This window comes from Aliarcobacter cryaerophilus ATCC 43158, from assembly GCF_003660105.1.
Taxonomy (GTDB): Bacteria; Campylobacterota; Campylobacteria; order Campylobacterales; family Arcobacteraceae; genus Aliarcobacter; species Aliarcobacter cryaerophilus.
On record NZ_CP032823.1, the window covers coordinates 1139963 to 1162829 of the forward strand.

Consider the following 22867-nt stretch of genomic DNA (forward strand, 5'->3'; position numbering starts at 1 on the left):
AAAAAAATTTAAGGAAAAAAATGTTTAGAATATTAAAAAATGTTATATTTCTCTTTTTATTTATAGCTTTAACTCTAGAAGCAAAAGAAAAAGAGCTAACAAACAAACAGATGTTAGAGTTTGAAAATTTAGAAATATTTAAAAAAGCTGGTATAAAAGTTGAAAAAGCTTACGATATAGGAAGTTTATATCTTCTTTCAGTAGTTGTGCAAGGAAATAAAGATGAAATTTTTCTAACAAAAGATAAAAACTATCTTATTTCAGGTGCTGTTATAAATACAACAACGGGGATGCAAATAAAAGCTCCTGTAAACTTAGCTATATTAAAAGATAAAGAAGCATTTACTTATGGAAATGGGAAAGATGAGTATATCCTTTTTACAGACCCTGAGTGCTCATATTGCAAAAAATTTGAAACTTTTTTACCTCAAATAAAAGATAAAGTAAAAATAAAAGTATTCTTCTTTCCTTTAGACTTTCATGAAAATGCAAAAGATTTAAGTATATACATTATGAGTAAAAAAACAAAAGATGAAAAAATTAATGCAATGTTTGAGTTTAATATTGGAGATAATTTAAGTAAAGTAAAAAATGCAAAATACTCTAAAAATGAATTAGAAAAACTAGAGAAAAAGCTTGAAGAACATATAAATTTAGGAATAAGTTTAAATGTTCAAGGAACTCCAGCATTATTTGATAAAGATGGAAATAGTATTGTCTGGGTTAATCTTTTAGAAAAATATGGAATAGATTTTAAATAATTAAAAAAAGAAGATAGACCTAAAAATCTATCTTCATTCTATAATATCTAGGAAAATGAGTTTTTAGATTTTCTTCAATCTTTAGAGGAAACATCTCTTCTATTTGTGGCTTTACTTTATTAAAATAATCACTATTTCCATTTAAAAAAGTTAATTGTTCATAACTTCCATCTTTCAAAATAGTCACTCTAATATTTACAAAATCACCTCTTTTAAAAGTTGTTTTATCAAAATTTCTATCTATATTACTATAAATTTTTTTATCAAATTTATCAAAAAAATCATCAATATTTGACACTTCATGATGAACTTCCTCACTATTCTCATCTGTTTTTACATCTTCTAAAGCTTTTGTTTCTAAACTAGTTTTTGAATCAATCAAAATAGTTTCATCTTTATGCTCATTATCTTTAATTTGCTGTACTGGTTCTTCTTGTTTTTGTTCAGTAACTAATTTATTTTCAACTCTTTGCTCATCTATGTTTTCAACAACTTTATCTTTTATCTCTTCTTGTTTCAAAACTTCAGTATTTGTATTATCTGTAGAGATATTTTCTTCACTTTTAATAGTTTGCTCTTCAGTATTTAAATCTTTCACTCTCTCTTCTTGCTTTGATAATATTTCAGCTCTTTGAGAAAGATAGATATTTTTCGTACTCTCTTCTTTATTTTCATCTTCTACTTTTTTTACAATTAAAACTTCCTCATTATTATCTTGAAATAATTTAGTTTTTATATCTTCATAGATTTTAGTCAGAAAACCACTTTCTGCAACAAATACTTTTGAATCTTTTGTTTCAATTTCTACTTTTGTCTCTTTTGTTATTGTTTCCAATGATAAATCATTATCTTTTGAAAAAACAAAAAAATAGATTAGATACAAAATAAACAATACACCAATGATAATCAATATATCTTCAACAAAATTTTTAGTTCTTCTTTTCATACTTTCCTCTTCTATTAATCTTTAATATAAATCTCATCAAGTAAACTATCTACAAAATAATCAGGACTAAATTCTATTAAATCATCTTGTTTTTCACCAACACCTATATAAAAAATAGGAAGCTCAAGTTGATTTGATATTGAAAATAGTGCACCACCTTTAGCGGTTCCATCAAGTTTTGTTACAATAATACCATCTATTCCTACAATTTCATTAAAAGCTTTTGCTTGAGCAATTGCACTATTTCCTTGAGTTCCATCCAAAATCATTAGTTTTTGATATGGTCTATTTTCTAAAGCTTTTTCACAAACTTTTACTATCTTTTTTAACTCATTATTTAAGTTTGATTGAGTTTGAAGTCTTCCTGCTGTATCAATAATAACATTATCAATATTTCTAGAAATGGCAGAGCTAATTGTATCGTATGCTACAGCACTTGAATCATGCCCTTGTTTTGTTTTTATAATTGGGATATCAAGTTTAGTAGCCCAAGCGCTAAGTTGCTCTATTGCAGCAGCTCTAAAAGTATCTCCAGCTCCTAAAATTACACTTTGTCCCTCTTTTTTCAATTTAGAAGCTAACTTTGCTATAGTTGTAGTTTTTCCAGCACCATTTACACCAATTATCAATCTTACATAAGGTTTTGGAAGATTTGAGAAATCAACATCTGGAGCATGTTCAAAAAGCATTACAAGTCTGTGTCTTAACTCTTTTCTTGTAATCATAGATGGTAAACCATTCATAGCTTTTTCTATAATTTCATACTCAACATCTGACTCTATTAAAATCTCTTCAATCTCATCAAAAGATATTTTCTCTTTTTTTTGGGGTACTACACTTTTTATTGAAGCAAAAGTTTTGCTAAAAGCTTTTGAAAAAAAATTTTCACTCTCTTCTTTATTTTCAACAACTTGATTCTCTTTATTTTTTTTAAGAAAGTTAAACATTTTTTATCCTATTTCTCCAAAAGCTTTTTAATATCAATTTCTAACATCTCATTTGGAACTAAACCTGTATATTTTTGAAAAAATGTTCCATGTTTATCTATTAAAAAAGTAGTAGGAATCGCTTTAATTCCACCCAATGATTTTGCCAATTCAAAAGCTTCACCCGAGTTTGTTACAGTATAGTTTACATTATAAGATTTAAGCAACTCATTTATCTCTTCATTTGTTTTAAACTCTTCAAGCAAAATTCCAACTACAACAATATCATTTTTATAAGCTTCTTGAATTTGAACTAAATTTGAAATTTCAACCTTACAAGCTGGACACCAAGTTGTAAAAAAGTTTAATAAAACTATTTTATTATTTATATCTTTTAAATTTATTTTATCTTGATTTAAAGATATATTTATTTGTGAGTTATTAATTGTATTTAAACTAAATTGCTTTTCAGCACTATTTATTGTAGTTTTTTGATTTTTATCACTTTTTGAATCACAAGCAGCAAAAAATAAAATTGGTAAAATAGTTAAAATTGCTAAAGTTTTAAACTTCATTTTAATTCCTTTAGATAAAATTGTTTTTTAGGTAGAGATTTTACCTAAGTGAGGCTTAAATGAACACAAATCACAAAAGTGATTTTCGACAATCATGTATGAAAAGATTAAAATTTGTAGCACTTTTTTCAAAATATTCAAGAAATAAGAGAATTATTCAAAAATTAAAGAGTATTATACGAACTAATGATGCAAAAAATATTTTATTGTATCTCCCACTTGATATTGAAGTAGATACAACACTTTTAATTAATGAGTTAAGAAGAGAGAAAAAAATAGTTTATGTACCATTTATGGAAGATGATAGTTTTAAAATAGTAAAGTATAGACTACCACTTCATAAAAAAAAGTTTAATATAAAAGAGCCTACAAACTCTTTTTTAAAACCAAATAAGATTGACTTAGCAGTAGTTCCTATTGTTGGAATTGATGTTTTAAACAAAAGAATCGGGTTTGGTAAAGGTATGTATGATAGATTTTTTTATAGATTAAAATACAGACCAAAAATAGTTTTTATACAACTTGAACTTTGTAAAAGTAAAGAAATTTTAAGTGATAATTACGATATTGAAGCAGATTATATAATTACGGGATAGGTTAAAATGGAGATTTTATTAATATCTGTTGCATTTGGGGCTTTTAGTTCAATTGTTACAGTTTTTATTTTAAAGAAGATAAATAAAGCCAAGCTTGAAGTTTTTATTGAACAAGCGAAGGCAAAAGCGAGAGTTATAGAACACGAAGCAGAAGTTGCTTTAAAAGATGCCCAACTAAAAGCAAAATTTGAGTGTGATAGAGAGTTTAAAAGTGCTAGAAAAGAGTATGAAAACATGCTTTTTAAGATTGAAAAGAAGGAAAAAGAGTTAAATGAGCATCTTGAAAATGAATTAAGACTTATTAAAGCTCAAAAAGAAGAAATTAGCGAAAATAATAGAAAAATTGCAGTATTAAAAGATGGTATTGAAGAGCAGAAAAGAACTTACGAACAAAAAACTCTTGAAGCTATAAAAATATTGGAAAATGCTAGTGGACTTACAAAAAGTGAAGCAAAAGAGTTAATGCTTGAAAAAGTAAAAGAAGATTCAAGAGCTGAAATTGCTTCAATATTTAGAAAAAAATATAAATTAGCAGAACAAAATTCAAAACAAGAGGTAAATAATATTTTATCTCAAGCAGTTACAAGATATGCAGGAGAGTTTGCAGCTGAAAGACTTATAAATAATATTCCTTTAAATGATGAAGAGACAAAAGGTAAAATTATTGGAAAAGAAGGAAGAAATATAAAAGCTCTTGAGATGCTTTTAGGAGTTGATATTATAATAGATGATACTCCAAATACTATTACAATTTCCTCTTTTAATTTATATAGAAGAGCAATTGCTACAAGAACAATTCAAGAACTACTTGAAGATGGAAGAATTCAACCAGCAAGAATTGAAGAGATTTATAACAAAGTAAAAGCTGAATTTGACAAAAAGATACAAAAAGAAGGCGAAGATGTTGTTATGGAGCTTGGAATTAAATCTATGCATATTGAGCTTATCAAACTTGTTGGACGGTTAAGATATAGAGCAAGTTATGGACAAAATGCACTTGCACATACTTTAGAAGTTGCTCATCTCGCTGGTCTTATTGCATCTCAAATGGGTGGAGATGCAATATTAGCTAGACGTGCTGGAATTATGCATGATATTGGAAAAGCTTTAACACATGAAGCTCCTGGAAGCCATGTTGATTTAGGTGCAGAAATTTGCAAAAGATATGGAGAGTGTGAAACTGTAATAAATGCAATTTATGCCCATCATGGTCATGAAGAACCAATAAACGTTGAAAGTGCAGCCGTTTGTGCAGCAGATGCTTTAAGTGCTGCAAGACCAGGTGCTAGAAGAGAAGTTTTAGAGAGTTTCTTAAAAAGAGTAGAAGAGATTGAAAATATAACTACAAGTAAAATTGGAGTAACAAATGCTTATGCCATAAATGCAGGAAGAGAAGTAAGAGTTATAGTAAATGCAAAACTTGTAAATGATGATGAAGCTGTGTTGCTTGCAACTGAAATAGCAAAAGAGATAGAAGAAAAAGTTCAATATCCTGGTGAAATTAAAATAAACGTAATAAGAGAAATTAGAGCTGAAAGCTATGCTAGGTAATCGAGAAAAAGGTAAAAAATGAATGAAATAAAACAGATAACAAAACCAACAACAAAAATAATAGCAGGTGCATACAAAGGTAAAGTTTTAAACTTACCATCTTTGGATGTAACAAGAAGTTCAAAAGCAGTTTTAAAAGAGTCTGTATTTAATGTTTTACAATTTGATATCATTGATAAAATATTTATAGAATCATTTGCTGGAAGTGGTTCTATTGGGCTTGAAGCAATTAGTCGTGGTGCAAAAAGAGCTTATTTTATAGAGCTTGATAAAAAATCTTACTCTATTTTACTTAAAAATTGTAAAAGTATAAATATTGAAAAGTGTCAAACTATTCAAGGAAATGCATTTGTTCAAACTCCTCTTATTTTAGATTTTTTAAAAAATTCTAAAGAAGAAATTGTTTTATATGTTGACCCTCCTTTTGATTTTAGAGAAGGAATGGAAGATATTTATGATAAATCTTTTAGAATGATTGAAAATATTGAAAATAGCAATATTTTCAAAATAATAATAGAACATGAATCAAAACTTGAAGTTCCAAAAATTTTAGGAAAATATAGTTTAGAAAAAACTAGAAAGTTTGGTAAAAGTTCACTATCTTACTTTAGTTATAAAGCTTAATGTTTAGATTTTCTTTAATTTTGCTAATAGTTGTAGCTTTATCTATGTTTATAGCTCCAATTTTTTATACAGTTTCACCATATGAATTAAATCCAAGTAAAATTCTTCTATCACCATCTTTTGAGCATATAATGGGAACAGATAGATTAGGACGAGATGTATTTGCTAGAGTTTTAGAAGGTGGTCAAACTTCACTTATAATAGGTTTTTTAGCGGCATCTTTTTCATCTTTTTTGGGTTTAATTATTGGAATAACTGCTGGTTATTTTAAAGGAAATATTGATAAAACTATTACTATTATAATTGACCTATTTTTAACTTTTCCAACATTTTTTCTTCTTTTAGCTTTAGTTTCATATATTGAAGCAAATAGTCTTGTTTTGATACTTGTAATCTCAATAACTGGTTGGATGGGAATGTCAAGAATGATAAGAAGTGAAAGTTTTGCACTTAGTAATAAGCCATTTATAAAAATCTTAAAAATAGCAAATGTAAATAAAGTAAAAATTATTTTAAAATATTTTGCCCCACTTTTAGCTCCTATTTTTCTTATCTCTTTTTCATTTGGAGTTGCAGGTGCTATATTAGCAGAATCTGGTCTTTCATTTTTAGGTCTTGGAGTAAATCCACCACAAATGAGCTGGGGAAGTCTTTTAAGTGATGGAAAAGCTGTTATAGATATTGCTTGGCATTTAAGCTTTTTTCCAGGACTTATGATATTTATAATAACTTTTTGCCTAATTCAAATAAGTGATTATCTACAAAATATAGCAAATAAAAAAGATTTACTTAAAAATTAATAAATATTAAATATTGTTTAAATGGATTTACAACAAAACTTTGGTATTATCCACACCATAAATTACCAAAAATAGGAAAAAATTATGAGTAAAAAAGATATTAAAAAAGTTGTACTTGCTTATAGCGGTGGGCTTGATACATCTATTATTTTAAAATGGCTTCAAGATGAATATGATGCAGAAGTTATAACTTTTACAGCTGATTTAGGTCAAGGGGAAGAAGTTGAACCTGCACGTGCAAAAGCTATTGCTTGTGGTATTAAACCTGAAAATGTTTATATTTTAGATGTTAAAGAAGAGTTTGTAAAAGATTATGTTTTCCCTATGTTTAGAGCAAATGCTATTTACGAAGGTGAATATCTTTTAGGAACAAGTATAGCTAGACCACTTATCGCAAAAAAACTTGTTGAAATTGCAAATGAAAAAGGTGCACAAGCGGTTAGTCATGGAGCGACAGGAAAAGGAAATGATCAAGTTAGATTTGAGCTAGGAGCATTAGCACTTAATCCAGATTTAAAAGTAATTGCACCTTGGAGAGAGTGGGAGTTAAACTCAAGAGAGAGTTTACTTGAGTATGCTAAAAAACATAATATTGAGATTTCTCAAAAACACGTTGATGAAAATGGAAACCCAAAAATAAGCCCATATTCAATGGATGCTAATTTATTACATATCTCTTATGAAGGTCTTCACTTAGAAAATCCAGCAAATGAACCAGAAGAGACAATGTGGTTATGGACAACAAGTCCAGAAAAAGCTCCTGATCAAGCTGAAATTATTGAAATTGAGTATAAAAATGGAGATCCAATTGCATTAAATGGTGAAAAGCTATCGCCTGCAAACTTACTTGAATCTTTAAATAAACTTGGGAATAAACATGGTATTGGAAGAGTTGATATAGTTGAAAATAGATATGTTGGAATGAAGGCACGTGGTTGTTATGAGACTCCAGGTGGAACTATTATGCTAAAAGCTCATAGAGCTATTGAGTCTTTAACTCTTGATAGAGAAGCTGCTCATTTAAAAGATGAGTTAATGCCAAGATATGCAAAACTAATCTATCAAGGATATTGGTTTAGTCCAGAAAGAGAGATGCTTCAAGCTGCTATTGATGCAACTCAAAAAAATGTAGAAGGGAAAGTTAGATTAAAACTTTACAAAGGTAATGTTATGGTTATTGGAAGAGATTCTTCAAAATCTCTATATGATGATGCATACTCGACTTTTGAAAAAGATGAAGTTTATAATCAAAAAGATGCAGAAGGATTTATTAGATTAAATGCTTTAAGACTTGTAATTGCAGGTAAAAAACAAAGATAATTAAATTTAAAAAAGAATAAAAAGAACTCATAAGCTATTTTATGAGTTCTTTTTTTTTAAAAAGATTTTACTGGCAACTTTCACAAATACCATATAATTGCATTGAATGATCAGTTATTTTAAACTTATTTGCTTTTGCTATTTTTTCTTGTCGTTTTTCAATCTCTTCATCAACAAATTCAACTATTTTTCCACAATCTGTGCAAATTAGGTGGTCATGATGAGATTTAATATTACTTTCATATTTCTTTCCATCAACACCAAAATTAAGTGAAGCAATAAGCTCCACTTCCTCTAAAAAACTTAACGCTCTATAAACTGTTGCAATTCCAACATTTGAGTTAGGATAATCTTTTTTTATTTGGTTATAAACCTCTTCAGCAGTTAAATGACCATTTGCGTGAAGTAATATACTTAGAACAATCTCTCTTTGTTCTGTATACTTAAGACCTTTTTGCTTAACAATCTTTTTTAACTCTTCTATAATCTCTTCATAATTATTCAACATAAAAACACCTTTAAAAAATAAAAATCTAGTATATCTAAAGTTTAAGAAAAATTCAAATATTTCTTATATTTTATTGATATAAATTAATACAATTTAATCAATTTTACATTATAATAATCATTATTAATATTTAAAGGTGTAAAAATGTCACTAAATGATTTAGATTTACAAAAAACTGCTAATATAAAAGCTATAAACTGTGATGATGTTTTAAAAAAGAGACTCTATTCTTTTGGAATAATTGTAGGAAACCAAATTTGTGTAACAGCGAAATCTTTAGCTAAAAAAACTATTGAGATAAAAATAAATCAATCCAAAGTTGCATTAAGAAATAGCGAAGCTATTAAAATTAAAGTTGGATAATAATGAATAAAACTATAAAAATAGCTCTTGTAGGTCAGCCTAATGTTGGTAAATCTATGCTTATTAACTCAATTTCAAACTCGAGATTAAAAGTTGGAAATTTTTCAGGTGTTACTGTTGAAAAAAAAGAGGTAATTTTTAAATATAAAGATTATGATATTAAAATTATTGATTTACCTGGTTCTTATTCACTTGAAAACTACTCACTAGAAGAAAAAGTTGTAAAAAACTTTTTAAATCAAAATAACTATGATATTGTCTTAAATGTTGTTGATTCAACAAATCTTCAAAGAAATCTTTTGCTTACTAGTGAATTATTAGCTTTAAATAAAAAAATGATTATTGCACTAAATATGAGTGATGAAGCAAAAAAAGAGAATATTTTAATCAATAATGAAAAGCTATCATCTCTTTTAAATACACCTTGCATAAAAACAAGTGCGACAAATAAAGATGGACTTAAAGAGTTGTTAGATCAAATTTTAAAAACATTTGAAGAAGATAAAATAGTCTTTAAACAATCTTTTAATACAGATATTTTAAATGGTGATGAGATTTTAACTAAAAGATTTGATTTTGTAAAAAATATTGTACAACAATGTTTAAAAATTGAAGAAAATAGAGAAAAAACTACTACGGAAAAAATAGACTCAATTTTGATGAATAAATTTATAGGGCTTCCTATATTTTTATTTTTAATGTGGGGATTATTTCAGCTAACTTTTACTTTAGGACAAATTCCTATGGATTATATAGATAGTTTCTTCTTACTATTTTCAAATATTATTAAAAATATAATTGGAGATAATCAGCTATCTTCACTTTTAGCAGATGGAGTAATAGCTGGAGTTAGTGCTGTTGTTATGTTTTTACCAAATATTTTGATTTTGTTTTTGGGAATTTCACTACTTGAAGGAACTGGCTATATGAGTAGAGTTGCTTTTTTACTCGATGGAACTTTTCATAAATTTGGACTTCATGGTAAATCCTTTATTCCACTTGTTACTGGTTTTGGTTGTAGTGTTCCAGCTTATATGGCAGCTAGGACTTTAAAAAATGAAAAAGATAAATTATTAACTCTATTTATTATTGGATTTATGTCTTGTGGTGCTAGATTACCTATTTATGTACTTTTTGTAGGTGCATTTTTTGGTACTAATAATGCGGGGAATATACTATTTATAATCTATATTAGTGGTGCAATTTTTGGCTTATTTGCTGCAAAATTTTTAAGAGCAGTAGTTTTTAAAGGAAAAGATGAGCCATTTGTTATGGAGATGCCAAAATATAGACTACCTTCACTAAAACTAGTTTACAAAGAGATTACAAACAAAGCTTTTATGTATTTAAAAAAAGCTGGAACATTTATTTTAGTAGCATCAGTTTTAATTTGGTTTATGAGTAACTATCCTAAATATCCAAATATTGAAGAGATGATAAATCAAAAAATTGAATTATCAATAAATGATGAATTAAAACAAGAGTTACAAAATGAATTAGCTTTATACAATCTTGAAAACTCATATTTAGGAAAAATTGGAAAATTTAGTGAGCCATTTTTTGCTCCTTTGGGATTTGACTGGAAAATGGCTGTTGCACTTGAAGCTGGGTTAGCTGCTAAAGAGGTTGTTGTTTCGACTCTATCTATTTTATACGGATTAGGAGAGAGTGAAAATCCAGATGAACCAACTATTACTTTAGTTGAGAAAATAAAAACGAATATTCCTTTTGAAGCTGCAATTTCATTTATAGTATTTGTGATGATTTATCTGCCTTGCTTGGCTGCTTCTATGGTATTTGCAAAAGAAGCTGGTGGATGGAAATATCTTGGGTATTTGTTTGTATTTACTACAACAACTGCTTGGATAATGTCATTTATAGCATATAACATTACAAAAATAGTATTAGCGTAAAAGCTACTACTATTTTAACTCAAATTTTGTTGTGTATTCTTGGTTGTTGTAGATAATTTTAAAATCCCACTTACCTTTTTCTCTTCCATCTAAATATCTAAAATCATAAGCTGAAGTATCCCCTGCTGGAATTATCATCTCTCTTGTTCGTGAAATACTACCATTTGGGTCAATCCAGTTTATAATCAATGTTTGATTGTTCTCACTATTTAACTCTACTTCAAATTTACAAATTATTGAATTTTCATCTTCTAAAATAAGACAATCAACATTTGGGTTATATGTTTTTTGCTCAACTGTGCCCTGAGAAAAAAGCAAAGTAGCAAAAGATAGAAAAATAACTAATTTTTTCATACAAATCCTTCGTTTTAAATTTTTATTATAGTTAAAATTTATTTTAATTATAATGATTTTTTAGATATTTAGAAAAAAACTACTTCTATTGTATGAATTTTTCCCATATTGGCTCTTCATTTAAGTTTGCTCTATTTTTTAAAATCTCAAAAGGCATATACTCTTTTTTATATCCCATTGAGTAGTGATTATCTATCCAATATCCCAAATAAATATATGGAACATTTAACTCTTTTGCAATATTTATTTGAGTTAAAATAGAGAACTTTCCAATAGAAAACTCTTCAAAATTATGGTCATAAAAACAGTAAATAGAAGATATTGCATTTGGTAAAATATCTACTAAAGCAACTCCTATTAACTCATCATCTCTAAGATATAGAAACTCTGTTGCATATTTTGTATTTCCTTCAACATAAGATTTTATATAGTCTTCGTGGTCTATATGTACATACTTCCAACCTTTTTTATCTTGCATAAAAGTATGATATTTATGGTACAAATCCATATGCTCTTTTGTTACAGTTGGAGGTCTTATAAAAACTTTTGTATCTTTGTTTTTATTTAAAACTCTTTTTTGTGATTTTGAAAACTGAAAATTCTTTACATCAATTCGCATAGATACACACTTTGTACAGCTCTTACACTCTGGTACAAAATGTATTTTTCCGAATCTTCTCCAACCTCTTTCTAGCTTTTTTTGATATTCTTCAATACTACAAGAATTTAAAAATCTATATCTCATATCTGATTTTTTATCTTCAAAATAAGAACAATCTCTATTCTCTTCAAAAAACTCTAAATCAGGATTAATAAAATTCATTTTCTACTCGTTTATCTTCTGCTTTATCTCTTTTGCTATACTAGATATTTTTTTTATTTTTTCATTATTATTTAAACTATCATCTAACAAATGCTTAACAAAAGCACTTCCAACAATAACACCATCAAGATTTTTTGATTTTGCTTTACAAGTTTTTTCATCTATTCCAAAACCAATGTATAGTGGAGTTTTTGAATATTCTCTAACATTTTCTATAATCTGTGATAAATCTTCATCTCTTCCACTTCCAGTTATTCCAGCATATGCAACCATATAAATAAATTTAGAAGAGTTTTCTACAAGAGTTTTTATTCTCTCTTTTGGTGTTGTTGGTGCTATAAAAGTAATATTTGATTTATTATATTGCTTAAAAATTGGTTCATATTTTTGTGACATTTCATATGGTAAATCTGGAATTACTGTACCAGAAACTCCAAATTCTTCTGCTTTTTTTAAAAAATTTTCCAAACCATAGTGATAAAATGGATTCATATATCCCATCCACAAAGTATCAATATCTTTTGCTATTTTTGATGAAACTTCAAAAAGATCGTGTAGTTTAAAACCATTTTTAAGAGCCATTAAATTTGCTTTTTCTATTATTGGTCCTTCAGCAATAGGATCTGAAAAAGGAACACCCAACTCCAAAATATCAACACCATTATCTTTTAAACTATATGCCAAATCAACTGTAAAATTGTTATCTGGTAAAGATGTAGTAATATATCCAACTAATTTTTTCAACTCTTTTCCTAAAAATAAATTTTTTTGATTTTATCTAAAACCGAATTAAAATCTATTTTTAGTTATAATCTTAACCATTTTAATATAGGATTTTAAATATGAGTATAATTAAACACGATTTTGAAAAAATGAATATAACAAAGATAAAACAAACAAAAAATAGACAAAAATTAACAGTTATAACAGCCTATGATGCCCTATTTTCAAACCTATTTTCAAAAAGTGCTGATATGATACTTGTTGGAGATAGCTTAAATATGAGTTTTATGGGTAAAAGTGACACATTAAGTGCAACTTTAGATCAAATGATTTATCACACAAAAGCTGTTTGTAATGGTGCAAAAGATGCTTTTGTGATAACTGATATGCCCTTTGCTACTTATATAAATAAAGATGAAGCATTAAAAAATTGTGCAAAAGTATATCAAGAAACACTTGCAAGTGCCGTAAAAATAGAAGGTGGAGAAGATAAAGCTGATATTATAAATCATCTTACATCAAATGCTATTGCTGTTATGGGACATATTGGACTTATGCCACAATATGTAAGAAGTGAAGGTGGATATAAAGTTAGAGGAAAAAATAAGCAAGATGAAGAACAACTAATACGTGATGCAATAGCAGTTGAAAAAGCAGGAGCTTTTGCAATTGTTATTGAAGGTGTTATGAGTCATGTTGCAAAAAAAATTACACAAGCTGTAAATATTCCAACTATTGGAATAGGAGCTGGAAATGATTGTGATGGACAAGTTTTGGTTTGGTCTGATATGTTAGGATTTTTTGAAGATTTTAAACCAAAATTTGTAAGACACTATTTAAATGGAGCCAACCTAGTAAAAGAAGCTGCAAACAAATATAGAGAAGATGTACAAACAAAAAAATTTCCTAGTATGGAAGAAGAGTATTAATGCAAAGATTAGTTGAAGTAGAAACTGTATCTTTTGAAGAAGAGAGTAATGAGCAAAGCTTAAGACCTTCAAATTGGGATGATTATATAGGTCAAGAAAAAATAAAAAAGAATTTAAGAGTTTTTATTGATGCTTCAAGAAAAAGAGGTGAAGCACTTGACCATATTTTATTTTATGGACCTCCAGGTTTAGGAAAAACTACCCTTTCATATCTTATTTCAAATGAAATGAGTTCAAATATAAAAATAACAGCTGGTCCTATGATAGAAAAAAGTGGTGATTTAGCAGCAATTTTGACAAATCTTGAAGAGGGAGATATTCTTTTTATAGATGAAATTCATCGTCTTAGTCCTGCCGTTGAAGAAATTTTATACCCAGCAATGGAAGATTATAGACTAGATATAATAATTGGTTCAGGACCTGCTGCTCAAACTGTAAAAATTGATTTACCAAGATTTACACTAATTGGTGCAACAACAAGAGCTGGAATGCTTTCAAACCCACTAAGAGAAAGATTTGGAATGCATTTTAGAATGCAGTTTTATACAGAAGAAGAACTAGCAAAAATTATTCAAAAAGCTTCAGTAAAATTGGGAATAGGATGCGAAGATAACTCTAGCTTAGAGATGTCAAAAAGAAGTCGTGGAACACCTAGGGTTGCTTTAAGACTTTTAAGAAGAGTTAGAGATTTTTCACAAGTAAAAGGTGAAAAAACTATACTTTTAAATACTTGTCAATATGCCTTAGATGAACTAGGAATAAATGAAAATGGTTTTGATGAAATGGATATAAACCTACTTGAACTTCTTATATCTAATCGTGGAAGACCTATGGGATTAGGAACTATGGCAGCAGCTTTGAGTGAAGATGAAGGAACTATTGAAGATGCTATTGAGCCATATTTACTAGCAAATGGATATATAGAAAGAACTGCACGAGGAAGGGTTGCTAGTGTTAAAACATATGAGATGTTTAGATTAACTCCACCTCAAAGTAAATTAAATGAAAATAATCAAGGAAACCTATTTTGAAACCAGCATATTTTTTAATGCTTTTAGCATTTGTTTTATTCTATTTTTTAATAGAACTTTTTGATCCATTTTTAAAGTCAATTTCAGTAGCAGCTCTTCTTACTATTGCTACAAACTCAATGTTTTTAAGAATAAATAGTAAAGTAAGAAATAGAGCCGTTTCTACAACTATTTTTACTCTTGCTATGACTGCATTATTTTTCTTACCTATTTTGTATTGTATAATCTCATTTGCAACATTTTTTAACCAAGTTGACCAACAACATCTAATAAAAAATTTAACAGAAATAAAAACTATGGTTATTGGTTTTTTTGCAGAATTTAGTTTCTTAAATGATTTTATAAATAAAATATCATCATCTGTTGATATTGGAAAAACAGTACAACAGCTTGTATCTTTTAGTGCATCTTTAGGTAAAAATAGTGCAAAATTTATGATTGATATGATTTTGATTTTAATCTTTTTCTTCTTTTTTACTCTATTTTCAAACCAAATTGCAACTTATCTAAAAAATATAACTCCTATAAATAATGAAGATGCAAATATATTGTTCAATGAATCATCAAGTGTAATGAGTGTCGTTTTCTACTCTATTTTAGTAACTGCAATATTTCAAGGTTTTCTTTTTGGAGCTTTTTTGAGTAGTTTTGGTTATGATGGGCTTTTACTTGGAGTTTTATATGGTTTTGCATCTTTAGTTCCTGTTGTTGGTGGAGTTATTATGTGGCTTCCTGTAGCTTTATATGAAGCAAGTACAGGAACTATATCAAATGCAATTTTTATAGCAGTTTACTCTATCATTATTATTTCAATAATCGCGGATACTTTTATAAAACCTCTAATAATAAGCTATATAAATAAAAAAATGGTAAAAACTCCTACAAAGATAAACTCATTGATAATCTTTTTTGCAATAGTTGCAGGACTTGGTACTTTTGGATTTTGGGGAATGATAATTGGACCTGCAATGGTAAGCCTTTTTGTATCTACTATGCAACTTTTAAGAAAGTATATAAAAGAGGTTGAAACTAAAAGTATCCTATAATAATTTTAAAAGAGCCAAATTTTATTTTGGCTCACCTCTTAAAGTTTTACCACCAAAACTCATAATCCCATAATCAAGATTTACAACTTTTGAAAATCCCATATTTAGCATTATTTTTTGACAATAAGCACTTCTACTTCCGCTGTGACAATATAAAATTATAGGTATATCTTTTTTATCATTTATCTGCTCTAAAGCATTATAAAAACTAGTTGTTGGAACTAAAAAGTCAGCTCCTTTTATTCTTATATTAACCCACTCCATCCACTCTCTTGTATCTACTAAACAAAAATTTACAGCACCCTCTTCTCTTGCTTCTAAAAGTGCTTCAAGTTCTATAGAATTTATCTCATTATTGTTAAGTAACTCTTCACACTCTTTTTTTGTCAAACCTCTAAAATGTGTAGTAATAGCTTCTTTTGTATCAATATTCAAAAGTAATTCATGGGCTTTTTCTTTTGTACAATAAATTCCACAATGACAACTTCCATTTTTTGGTATCTCACTATTCAAAGCTGGTACACATGGACAAAGTCTATTTTCATCATCATTTTCTACTACCATAAAACATGGGCAATATCTTTTTCCATAAATAAGCATATTTCTAGCTAATCCCATTTGTACAGATAAATTAACTTCATCATCTGGATTAAAAACAAAATCATACTTATTTAATACATCTTTTGTAAACTCTTTTGTATTTTCAAGTTCATTTTTGAACACTAAAGAGTTAATATCAATTTTTTTTATCATTTATAAACCTTTTAAAATAAGGCAAAATTATAATAAGTTTTAAAATAGATTTGGCTTAAAAAAGAATTTTTAAGCCAATATTTTTAAGATTCTGTATCTGCTTTTTGTAGTGATATCATTTGAGCTTTTACTCGCATCATATCTTCTGTTGGGTATTGATTTTCAACAGTTCCTCTCTCAACTTTTACAAAAAAATCTTGTGAGCTACTATTAAATCCAAAATTTGTATTTGAAAGCATAACTTCAAATTTACTACTTGAAATTGATTCATTTTGTGATTTTTGTACATCAGAGTTTTCTCTTGCTTGATCTATACTTTTCTTTTGAATCTCTTTTAACTCTTTTTGTTCATCAGTTTTTGCTAAATTTGAAGTAGATCTTACCTGCTGCATCTCTACTGCTTTGTTATCCTTGAACTGATCAATTTTAGGGATATTTCCAAGTTCCATAAATACTCCTTTTCTTAAATTTAGCTAATTATACTATATTTTTTTAGAAAAAGCATTTTATTTTGTTATAATATTTCAAACTTTATTTAGGGATATTTATGAATAGCACTTTTGATTATGAAAAGCTAAAACTTTTTTTTATTGGAAAAGAAAAAATCAATGGTCAAATCTCACCTTTGATTTATCAAAACAAAGATTTATTGACTCATGCTGCAATTATAGGAATGACAGGAAGTGGTAAAACAGGACTTGGAATTACTCTTTTAGAAGAAGCTGCTATTGATGAAATACCATCAATTATAATTGACCCAAAAGGAGATATGACAAATCTTCTTTTAAATTTTCCAGAATTAAATCCAAGTGATTTTGAGCCTTGGCTAGATGATAGTGAAGTGACGAACAGTGGATTAACAAAAGAAGAATTAGCTATAAAAGTTGCAAATAACTACAAAGAAGGAATACAAAGAGATTTTCAAGATTTAAGTAGAGTAAAAAAACTAAAAGATAGTGCTGACTTTACAATTTACACACCAGGAAGCAGTGCAGGAGTTCAAGTATCAATCCTTTCATCTTTTAAAGCACCTACTATAGAGATTTTGGAAGATATGGAGTTGTTTTCAAATATTATAAACTCAACAGTACACTCAATTTTATCTTTAATAGATACCAAAAGTGATGAAACATCAAAAGAATCAATTCTTTTAGCATCAATTTTTACAAGCTACTTTAAAGAACAAAAAGATTTAACTATAGAAGAGTTAATAACTTTAATAGTAACTCCACCTTTTTCGAAAATTGGAGTTTTTGATTTGGAGACTTTTTTTGCTCAAAATGATAGATTAAAATTTGCACTAAAAATAAATACAATTATTGCAAGTCCATCTTTTAGCAGTTGGTTAGAAGGTGAGAGTTTAGATATCTCAAAAATGTTATATAGTCAAAGTGGAAAGGCTAAAGTAAATATTTTTTCAATCGCACATCTAAATGACTCTCAAAGAATGTTTTTTGTAACAATTCTACTAAATCAAATATTAGCTTGGATGAGAAGACAAGAGGGAACTACATCTTTAAAAGCGCTCCTTTATATGGATGAGATATTTGGATATTTTCCACCACAAGCGAATCCACCATCAAAACAACCAATGCTAACACTTTTAAAACAAGCAAGAAGTTTTGGAATAGGAGTTATTCTTTCAACTCAAAATCCTGTAGATATTGATTATAAGGGTCTATCAAATATAGGAACTTGGTTTATAGGAAGACTTCAAACAAAACAAGATATAGAAAAAGTAATCGATGGTTTAAGTAGTGCTAGTGAAAATGGATTAAATAAACAAGAGTTATCTTTGGCTTTAGGAACACTTGCTAAAAGAAATTTTATTATGAAAAATATAAATGAAGAGAGTATTAAAACTTTTGAAACAAGATGGGCATTGTCATATTTAAAAGGTCCTTTAAGTAAAGATGCTATAAAAAAACTAATGGAAAACAAAAAAACTGAATATTCTACAAAATCAGAAGAAGAGATTAAACTAAATGAACCATTTATTGATGTTTCAAAAGGAAAATCAAAACCTATAATAGTAAGTAATTTAAAAGAAAAATATAGTTATGTTTCACAAAACAATGCTTACTATATGCAAGGGTATTTACTTTTTTCTTCTAGTGTTCACTATCTTTATACTCTAAAAAATGTAGATTTAAAAGAACAAATATATTTTAAAATATATTTAGACGAAAAGGCCAAAGAGATAAACTTTGATGAAAGAGAAGATATTTTAACTAATAATTTTGATGAAAAAGAGAAAATAAACTCATTTTACTATGAACTTCCTAGTTTTATTCAAAATGAGAAAGAGTTGAAAATTTTGGAGAGAAATTTTGCTGATTATGTATATAGAAATTTCAAACTAACTCTATATAAAAATGATATTTTAAAAATATCATCAAAACAATATGAGAGTTTAGATGATTTTAAAATAAGAATACAAGATAGATTAAACGAACAAATTGATGAAAAAATAGAAAATCTAAAACAAAAATTTGAAAAAGAAAATAGCCTTTTAGAACAAAAAATATCAAAACTTTTTGACAAATTAGAAAAAGAGGAACAAGATGCTATAAGTGCTACGACAAATAGCATAATATCTATTGGAACATCAATTTTGGGAGCTTTTTTTGGAAAATCTAGTAAAACAGCAATTATTTCAAAAGTAGCTACAAGCTCGAGAGGAGTAAATAGAGCTTTAAAAGAAAGAGGTGATATGAAAAGTGTTGAAGGTGAAATAAATGCTCTTCAATCTTTGCAAAATGGATTAGAAGATAAGCTTAAAATTGAAATAGAAAAGATAAATGATGAGTTTAATATTTCAAAATATACAATAGATGAATTTTTTATAAAACCTAAAAGAACTGATATTTATGATATTAAAATAGAACTACTTTGGCAAGAGCAGTAAAATATTAAAAAAATCTAAAACTTAAAATCTATTTCAAATTTTTTTTCTAGTTTTGGATTTTTTATAATACTATTTATAGAAATCTCATCTTTTTCATAAAAATTACTCAAATATGTATATAAATCTTCATCAAAAAGTTTAAAATATATATAATTTATAAGCTCTGTAGAGTATAATTTATCATTATTTAGATAAAAATCATAGTCAAATTTAGTATTTGATTTTTGTAAATCATTTATAATATCTGATAACTTTTTAATATTTATTTCACTTTTATATCTATAAACTCCTATTTTAGTTGAAAAATTTACAAAATCATTAAAATCTGATATTTTTAAATCATCATCTTTTTCATCTATTTCTATATGAACAACTTTAAAACCATATTTTGTATCAATAATAAGTCCAATTTGAGAATAAGCAGAAGAGTCAAAAGTCGCTAGATAATTGCTTAATTCGTTCTCTTCTTTTTTTACAATAATATCTCCACTTTGAAGATTTATCTGTTTTTTTATACTTTCAATAGATACGTCTTCTTTACTTTTACTAATAAATTTTTTTGCTTCAAAAGATGCAAATATTAGTAAAAAAAGTATTGCTACAACTCTAATTATCATAATTTTTAAAAAATTTCCATATTTGGAAAGTAAAATACTCTAGCAAAATTTATCTCTTTGTTTAAGCTACTCATATATAACCCTTTTTATACTCTTTGTAATCTTTTACTCTCATCTTTTGCAAACTCTTGCATGTCTGTAACTTGATCCATTTCATCAACAATTTCAATACCAAGCATTGTTTCTAGAGTATCTTCAAGTGTTACAACTCCACTTGTTTGACCATATTCATCTTGAACGAGAAATAGATGCATTTTCATTCTAATAAATAGATCAAATAAAACTGATACAGATAAATTTTCTGGAACCTTATGAATAGGAACCATAATATCTTTTAAAATAGTATTCTTTTTCTTTTTGACTCTTTTTTCTAAAATAGTTTGTTTAAAAACAACTCCTGCTATATCATCTATTGAATCATTATAAACAGGTATTCTTGAATAAACATATAAATTATCATTTAAAAGTGCCTCTTTTACAGTTGTTTTAGAATCAAAAGCAAATACAACAGTTCTTGGAGTCATAATATCTTTTGCTTTTATATTTTTTAGTTTAAACAAATTTTTTATTAAAATACTCTCTTTTGCTTGTAAAACTCCCTCTTTCTCACTCATATTTACTATTGTAATAATCTCATCTTTTGAAAAGTTTGCCTCGTTTTTTCTACCTTTTTGTAAAGCATTTGTTATAAAAGTAGCAAGAAAAATAAAAGGGTAAGTTACTTTAACCATAAATGAAATTATATAAGTAGCTGGAACTATAAAATTTCTCCAATAAATTGCACCAAGAGTTTTTGGAAATATCTCAGATATAAAAAGTACCATTAAAGTTAAAACAAAAGCAATTACAGCTTGCCAGTTTGAACCAAATATAATAGCAGCTTGCGCACCAACACCAGCTGCTCCCATAGTATTTGCAAAAGTATTTAAAGTCAATATCGATGATATTGATTTATCAATATTTTGTTTTACATCCTTTGCTAACTCAACAGTTTTTTGGCTATAACCTTTTTTATCTAAACTCTCAATATATGAAGAAGTTGAAGATAAAAGTGTAGCTTCAAGTAGTGAGCACAGAAAGGATAAAACAAGAGTTAAAAGTAAATAGGTAATAAGTAGTGTCATTTTTTAAATTCAATTATTGAAATATTTTTTAAAATATGGTTTATATCTTTTGAATTTAAAAGATGCCTATCCTCTAAAACTTTTGAAAAAAATCTTACTTCTGCATTTGTAAAACCATCTGGTTCTTTCTCTTTTATAGATGGTATTTGACCATCTTCTACTCTTATTCTATATAATTTCTTATTTTTTAATTTTGCATAATACACTATATCAATTTGAGTTTGAGTAACTTTTTCTAAAGTTACAAAAACTCTATCACTTTCTAGCTCCATTTCAAAATCTTTATAAAATTCTCTAAAACAATCTATATTCAAATATCCAATATATAATTTTGTATAAATATCAAAATATAAATTCATTTTAGAATTTGAGAAAAAACTTAAATCAATTTTAAATTTTGGATTTTTTCTAGCACCATTTAAAATCCACTCCAAAGTTGGAAAATATGCAAATTTTTTATATTTTAAACTAAAAGCTTCTAAATATTTCTTATTTTCTGGAGCTTTTAATGTTTGTAAATCATTTTTAACTTTTTTAGCAAAAATAATTTTTTCTATTAAATCATCATCATCTAAATCTTTTGTTACCCAAATAGTTGCATATGAAGGAAAGTTGTTTAAACCAATAGAGCCAGATGTAAGGACAATCAAAGCATTTATCTCTAAATATGGAAATATCATCTTTAAAAGTGCATATTTTTTTGCAAGTCTTTTATTTAAGCTTGAAGTCTTTTTTGAAGTACTCATCTCTACAAAATATAGCTTATCTTCAGTAAAAAACATTGCATCAAATTCGCTTATATCTTTATATGCTGATTTAAAAACTATTTGTGAAGTTCTATCAATTAAAAGTCCACTTTTTATAAACTTGTTTTCCATATCTTGATATGGACCTTTTAGCACAAAACCTTTTATATCATCGTTATTTAAAGCATAATCCATCAAAAGTTCATATATTATATTTTCGTAAATCTCACCTTTAAAACTGCTATGAGCTGTAATATAAGAGATATTATCTTTTGAAATATTATTTTTAAATAGAGATTTTAAAGTTTTGCTATCGTAAGAATAGTGAAAAAGATTATCTTTTAATTCACCTATTTCTAAATTTTTTATCTTATTTGTAATTTTAAACTGCAAATCTTCTCTTTTTTCATAATATCAATGATTATATCAAATATTTCTTGATATAATCCACTTTTAATAAAGCTTTATTCTTAAAGCTCTTTAGGTTTTTGCTACTTTTTAGGGGATTTTTAATTCCCCGCTATAAAAAGTAGTCAAAAAAAAATTACAGTTCCTTTTAAAATAGGAACCATTTAAAAAGGATTTAAAGTGAAAAAACTATTTTTAATAGATATACCAAATAAAACAAGAGAGAGACAAATTGATAGTATCAAGAATGATATACGAAAATATATAAAAAGAGAAAAAAGTAAAAAACTACCAGATGGTTTCAACTCTTGGTTTTTTGATTGTAAATTTGGGGAAAAAAAAGAAGATGCAAAAGTTATAAATTTTGCTGATGTTATAAAAAATGTAGATTTGGCTCAAAGTGAGAATTATGCTAGTTTTTATTTAGAGATAGATGCTAAAGCAATATTTAGAGAAAAAAAATTATCAAATGATGATGAAATTTTAGAAGATTAATATTTAGCAATTTTTGGATTGTTTATA

Annotated in this window: 25 protein-coding genes; 13 read left to right on the forward strand and 12 right to left on the reverse strand. The window is 27.0% G+C overall.

The window, feature by feature from the left end:
- Nucleotides 1-20 precede the first annotated feature (20 nt).
- The gene (locus ACRYA_RS05715; RefSeq protein ID WP_105917923.1) at nucleotides 21-761 is read left to right on the forward strand and encodes a thioredoxin fold domain-containing protein; all 741 of its coding nucleotides are present in this window, start codon (nucleotides 21-23) and stop codon (nucleotides 759-761) included.
- 19 nt (nucleotides 762-780) lie between these two features.
- On the opposite strand, the gene ACRYA_RS05720 is transcribed toward ACRYA_RS05715, so the two are convergent.
- From ACRYA_RS05720 to ACRYA_RS05730, 3 genes are read right to left on the reverse strand one after another with little or no spacing between them, the layout of a single operon-like run.
- A complete protein-coding gene (locus ACRYA_RS05720) occupies nucleotides 781-1707 on the reverse strand; it encodes a hypothetical protein (protein ID WP_105917922.1) in 927 nt (308 codons plus the stop codon).
- Between the two features lie 14 nt (nucleotides 1708-1721).
- Nucleotides 1722-2654, reverse strand: a complete 933-nt coding sequence (gene ftsY, locus ACRYA_RS05725; protein ID WP_105917921.1) for a signal recognition particle-docking protein FtsY — start codon at nucleotides 2652-2654, stop codon at nucleotides 1722-1724.
- Nucleotides 2655-2662: 8 nt separating this feature from the next.
- Complete coding sequence (locus ACRYA_RS05730; protein WP_105917920.1) at nucleotides 2663-3208, reverse strand: TlpA family protein disulfide reductase; 546 nt, start codon at nucleotides 3206-3208, stop codon at nucleotides 2663-2665.
- A gap of 59 nt (nucleotides 3209-3267) precedes the next feature.
- On the opposite strand from ACRYA_RS05730, the gene ACRYA_RS05735 reads away from it, so the two are divergent.
- From ACRYA_RS05735 to ACRYA_RS05755, 5 genes are all read left to right on the forward strand, one after another.
- Complete coding sequence (locus ACRYA_RS05735; protein WP_105917919.1) at nucleotides 3268-3804, forward strand: 5-formyltetrahydrofolate cyclo-ligase; 537 nt, start codon at nucleotides 3268-3270, stop codon at nucleotides 3802-3804.
- 6 nt (nucleotides 3805-3810) lie between these two features.
- Complete coding sequence (gene rny, locus ACRYA_RS05740; RefSeq protein WP_105917918.1) at nucleotides 3811-5355, forward strand: ribonuclease Y; 1545 nt, start codon at nucleotides 3811-3813, stop codon at nucleotides 5353-5355.
- An 18-nt stretch (nucleotides 5356-5373) separates the two neighbouring features.
- A complete protein-coding gene (rsmD, locus tag ACRYA_RS05745; protein ID WP_105917917.1) occupies nucleotides 5374-5979 on the forward strand; it encodes a 16S rRNA (guanine(966)-N(2))-methyltransferase RsmD in 606 nt (201 codons plus the stop codon).
- Nucleotides 5979-6779: an ABC transporter permease gene (locus ACRYA_RS05750; protein WP_105917916.1), complete on the forward strand. Its 801-nt coding sequence runs from the start codon at nucleotides 5979-5981 to the stop codon at nucleotides 6777-6779. The genes rsmD and ACRYA_RS05750 overlap by 1 nt, the downstream gene beginning before the upstream one ends.
- A gap of 84 nt (nucleotides 6780-6863) precedes the next feature.
- A complete protein-coding gene (locus ACRYA_RS05755; protein WP_105917915.1) occupies nucleotides 6864-8099 on the forward strand; it encodes an argininosuccinate synthase in 1236 nt (411 codons plus the stop codon).
- 67 nt (nucleotides 8100-8166) lie between these two features.
- Here the strand turns inward: ACRYA_RS05755 and ACRYA_RS05760 are convergent, their stop codons facing one another.
- A complete protein-coding gene (locus ACRYA_RS05760; RefSeq protein WP_066164823.1) occupies nucleotides 8167-8607 on the reverse strand; it encodes a Fur family transcriptional regulator in 441 nt (146 codons plus the stop codon).
- 144 nt (nucleotides 8608-8751) lie between these two features.
- Between ACRYA_RS05760 and ACRYA_RS05765 the strand changes: the two genes are divergently transcribed.
- Nucleotides 8752-8970 (forward strand): FeoA family protein, encoded by a 219-nt coding sequence (locus ACRYA_RS05765; RefSeq protein ID WP_105917914.1) that lies wholly within the window; start codon nucleotides 8752-8754, stop codon nucleotides 8968-8970.
- A 2-nt stretch (nucleotides 8971-8972) separates the two neighbouring features.
- Nucleotides 8973-10883, forward strand: coding sequence for a ferrous iron transport protein B (gene feoB / locus ACRYA_RS05770; RefSeq protein WP_105917913.1), 1911 nt, complete (start codon nucleotides 8973-8975; stop codon nucleotides 10881-10883).
- 9 nt (nucleotides 10884-10892) lie between these two features.
- Here feoB and ACRYA_RS05775 read toward each other — a convergent pair whose 3' ends face one another.
- From ACRYA_RS05775 to trpA, 3 genes are all read right to left on the reverse strand, one after another.
- The gene (locus ACRYA_RS05775; RefSeq protein ID WP_228199724.1) at nucleotides 10893-11237 is read right to left on the reverse strand and encodes a hypothetical protein; all 345 of its coding nucleotides are present in this window, start codon (nucleotides 11235-11237) and stop codon (nucleotides 10893-10895) included.
- An 85-nt stretch (nucleotides 11238-11322) separates the two neighbouring features.
- Complete coding sequence (locus ACRYA_RS05780) at nucleotides 11323-12060, reverse strand: arginyltransferase (protein WP_105917912.1); 738 nt, start codon at nucleotides 12058-12060, stop codon at nucleotides 11323-11325.
- Between the two features lie 3 nt (nucleotides 12061-12063).
- Nucleotides 12064-12804, reverse strand: coding sequence for a tryptophan synthase subunit alpha (gene trpA / locus ACRYA_RS05785; RefSeq protein ID WP_105917911.1), 741 nt, complete (start codon nucleotides 12802-12804; stop codon nucleotides 12064-12066).
- A gap of 98 nt (nucleotides 12805-12902) precedes the next feature.
- Between trpA and panB the strand changes: the two genes are divergently transcribed.
- From panB to ACRYA_RS05800, 3 genes are read left to right on the forward strand one after another with little or no spacing between them, the layout of a single operon-like run.
- Nucleotides 12903-13712 (forward strand): 3-methyl-2-oxobutanoate hydroxymethyltransferase, encoded by an 810-nt coding sequence (gene panB / locus ACRYA_RS05790; protein ID WP_105917910.1) that lies wholly within the window; start codon nucleotides 12903-12905, stop codon nucleotides 13710-13712.
- Nucleotides 13712-14743, forward strand: coding sequence for a Holliday junction branch migration DNA helicase RuvB (ruvB, locus tag ACRYA_RS05795; protein WP_105917909.1), 1032 nt, complete (start codon nucleotides 13712-13714; stop codon nucleotides 14741-14743). The genes panB and ruvB overlap by 1 nt, the downstream gene beginning before the upstream one ends.
- A complete protein-coding gene (locus tag ACRYA_RS05800) occupies nucleotides 14740-15789 on the forward strand; it encodes an AI-2E family transporter (protein WP_105917908.1) in 1050 nt (349 codons plus the stop codon). Before ruvB ends, ACRYA_RS05800 begins: the two co-directional genes overlap by 4 nt.
- A 21-nt stretch (nucleotides 15790-15810) precedes the next feature.
- Here the strand turns inward: ACRYA_RS05800 and ACRYA_RS05805 are convergent, their stop codons facing one another.
- Together ACRYA_RS05805 and ACRYA_RS05810 are read right to left on the reverse strand one after the other, a co-directional pair.
- The gene (locus tag ACRYA_RS05805; RefSeq protein ID WP_105917907.1) at nucleotides 15811-16542 is read right to left on the reverse strand and encodes a ferredoxin-thioredoxin reductase catalytic domain-containing protein; all 732 of its coding nucleotides are present in this window, start codon (nucleotides 16540-16542) and stop codon (nucleotides 15811-15813) included.
- An 83-nt stretch (nucleotides 16543-16625) separates the two neighbouring features.
- Nucleotides 16626-16991: a hypothetical protein gene (locus ACRYA_RS05810; protein WP_105917906.1), complete on the reverse strand. Its 366-nt coding sequence runs from the start codon at nucleotides 16989-16991 to the stop codon at nucleotides 16626-16628.
- Nucleotides 16992-17089: 98 nt separating this feature from the next.
- On the opposite strand from ACRYA_RS05810, the gene ACRYA_RS05815 reads away from it, so the two are divergent.
- Complete coding sequence (locus ACRYA_RS05815; RefSeq protein ID WP_105917905.1) at nucleotides 17090-19450, forward strand: ATP-binding protein; 2361 nt, start codon at nucleotides 17090-17092, stop codon at nucleotides 19448-19450.
- A 14-nt stretch (nucleotides 19451-19464) separates the two neighbouring features.
- Here the strand turns inward: ACRYA_RS05815 and ACRYA_RS05820 are convergent, their stop codons facing one another.
- From ACRYA_RS05820 to ACRYA_RS05830, 3 genes are all read right to left on the reverse strand, one after another.
- The gene (locus ACRYA_RS05820; protein WP_105917904.1) at nucleotides 19465-20067 is read right to left on the reverse strand and encodes a YiiX/YebB-like N1pC/P60 family cysteine hydrolase; all 603 of its coding nucleotides are present in this window, start codon (nucleotides 20065-20067) and stop codon (nucleotides 19465-19467) included.
- 86 nt (nucleotides 20068-20153) lie between these two features.
- Complete coding sequence (locus ACRYA_RS05825; RefSeq protein WP_105917903.1) at nucleotides 20154-21191, reverse strand: CNNM domain-containing protein; 1038 nt, start codon at nucleotides 21189-21191, stop codon at nucleotides 20154-20156.
- Nucleotides 21188-22330, reverse strand: coding sequence for a hypothetical protein (locus ACRYA_RS05830; protein WP_105917902.1), 1143 nt, complete (start codon nucleotides 22328-22330; stop codon nucleotides 21188-21190). Before ACRYA_RS05830 ends, ACRYA_RS05825 begins: the two co-directional genes overlap by 4 nt.
- Nucleotides 22331-22525: 195 nt before the next feature.
- On the opposite strand from ACRYA_RS05830, the gene ACRYA_RS05835 reads away from it, so the two are divergent.
- The gene (locus ACRYA_RS05835; RefSeq protein WP_105917901.1) at nucleotides 22526-22840 is read left to right on the forward strand and encodes a DUF6172 family protein; all 315 of its coding nucleotides are present in this window, start codon (nucleotides 22526-22528) and stop codon (nucleotides 22838-22840) included.
- The last annotated feature ends 27 nt before the right edge of the window (nucleotides 22841-22867 follow it).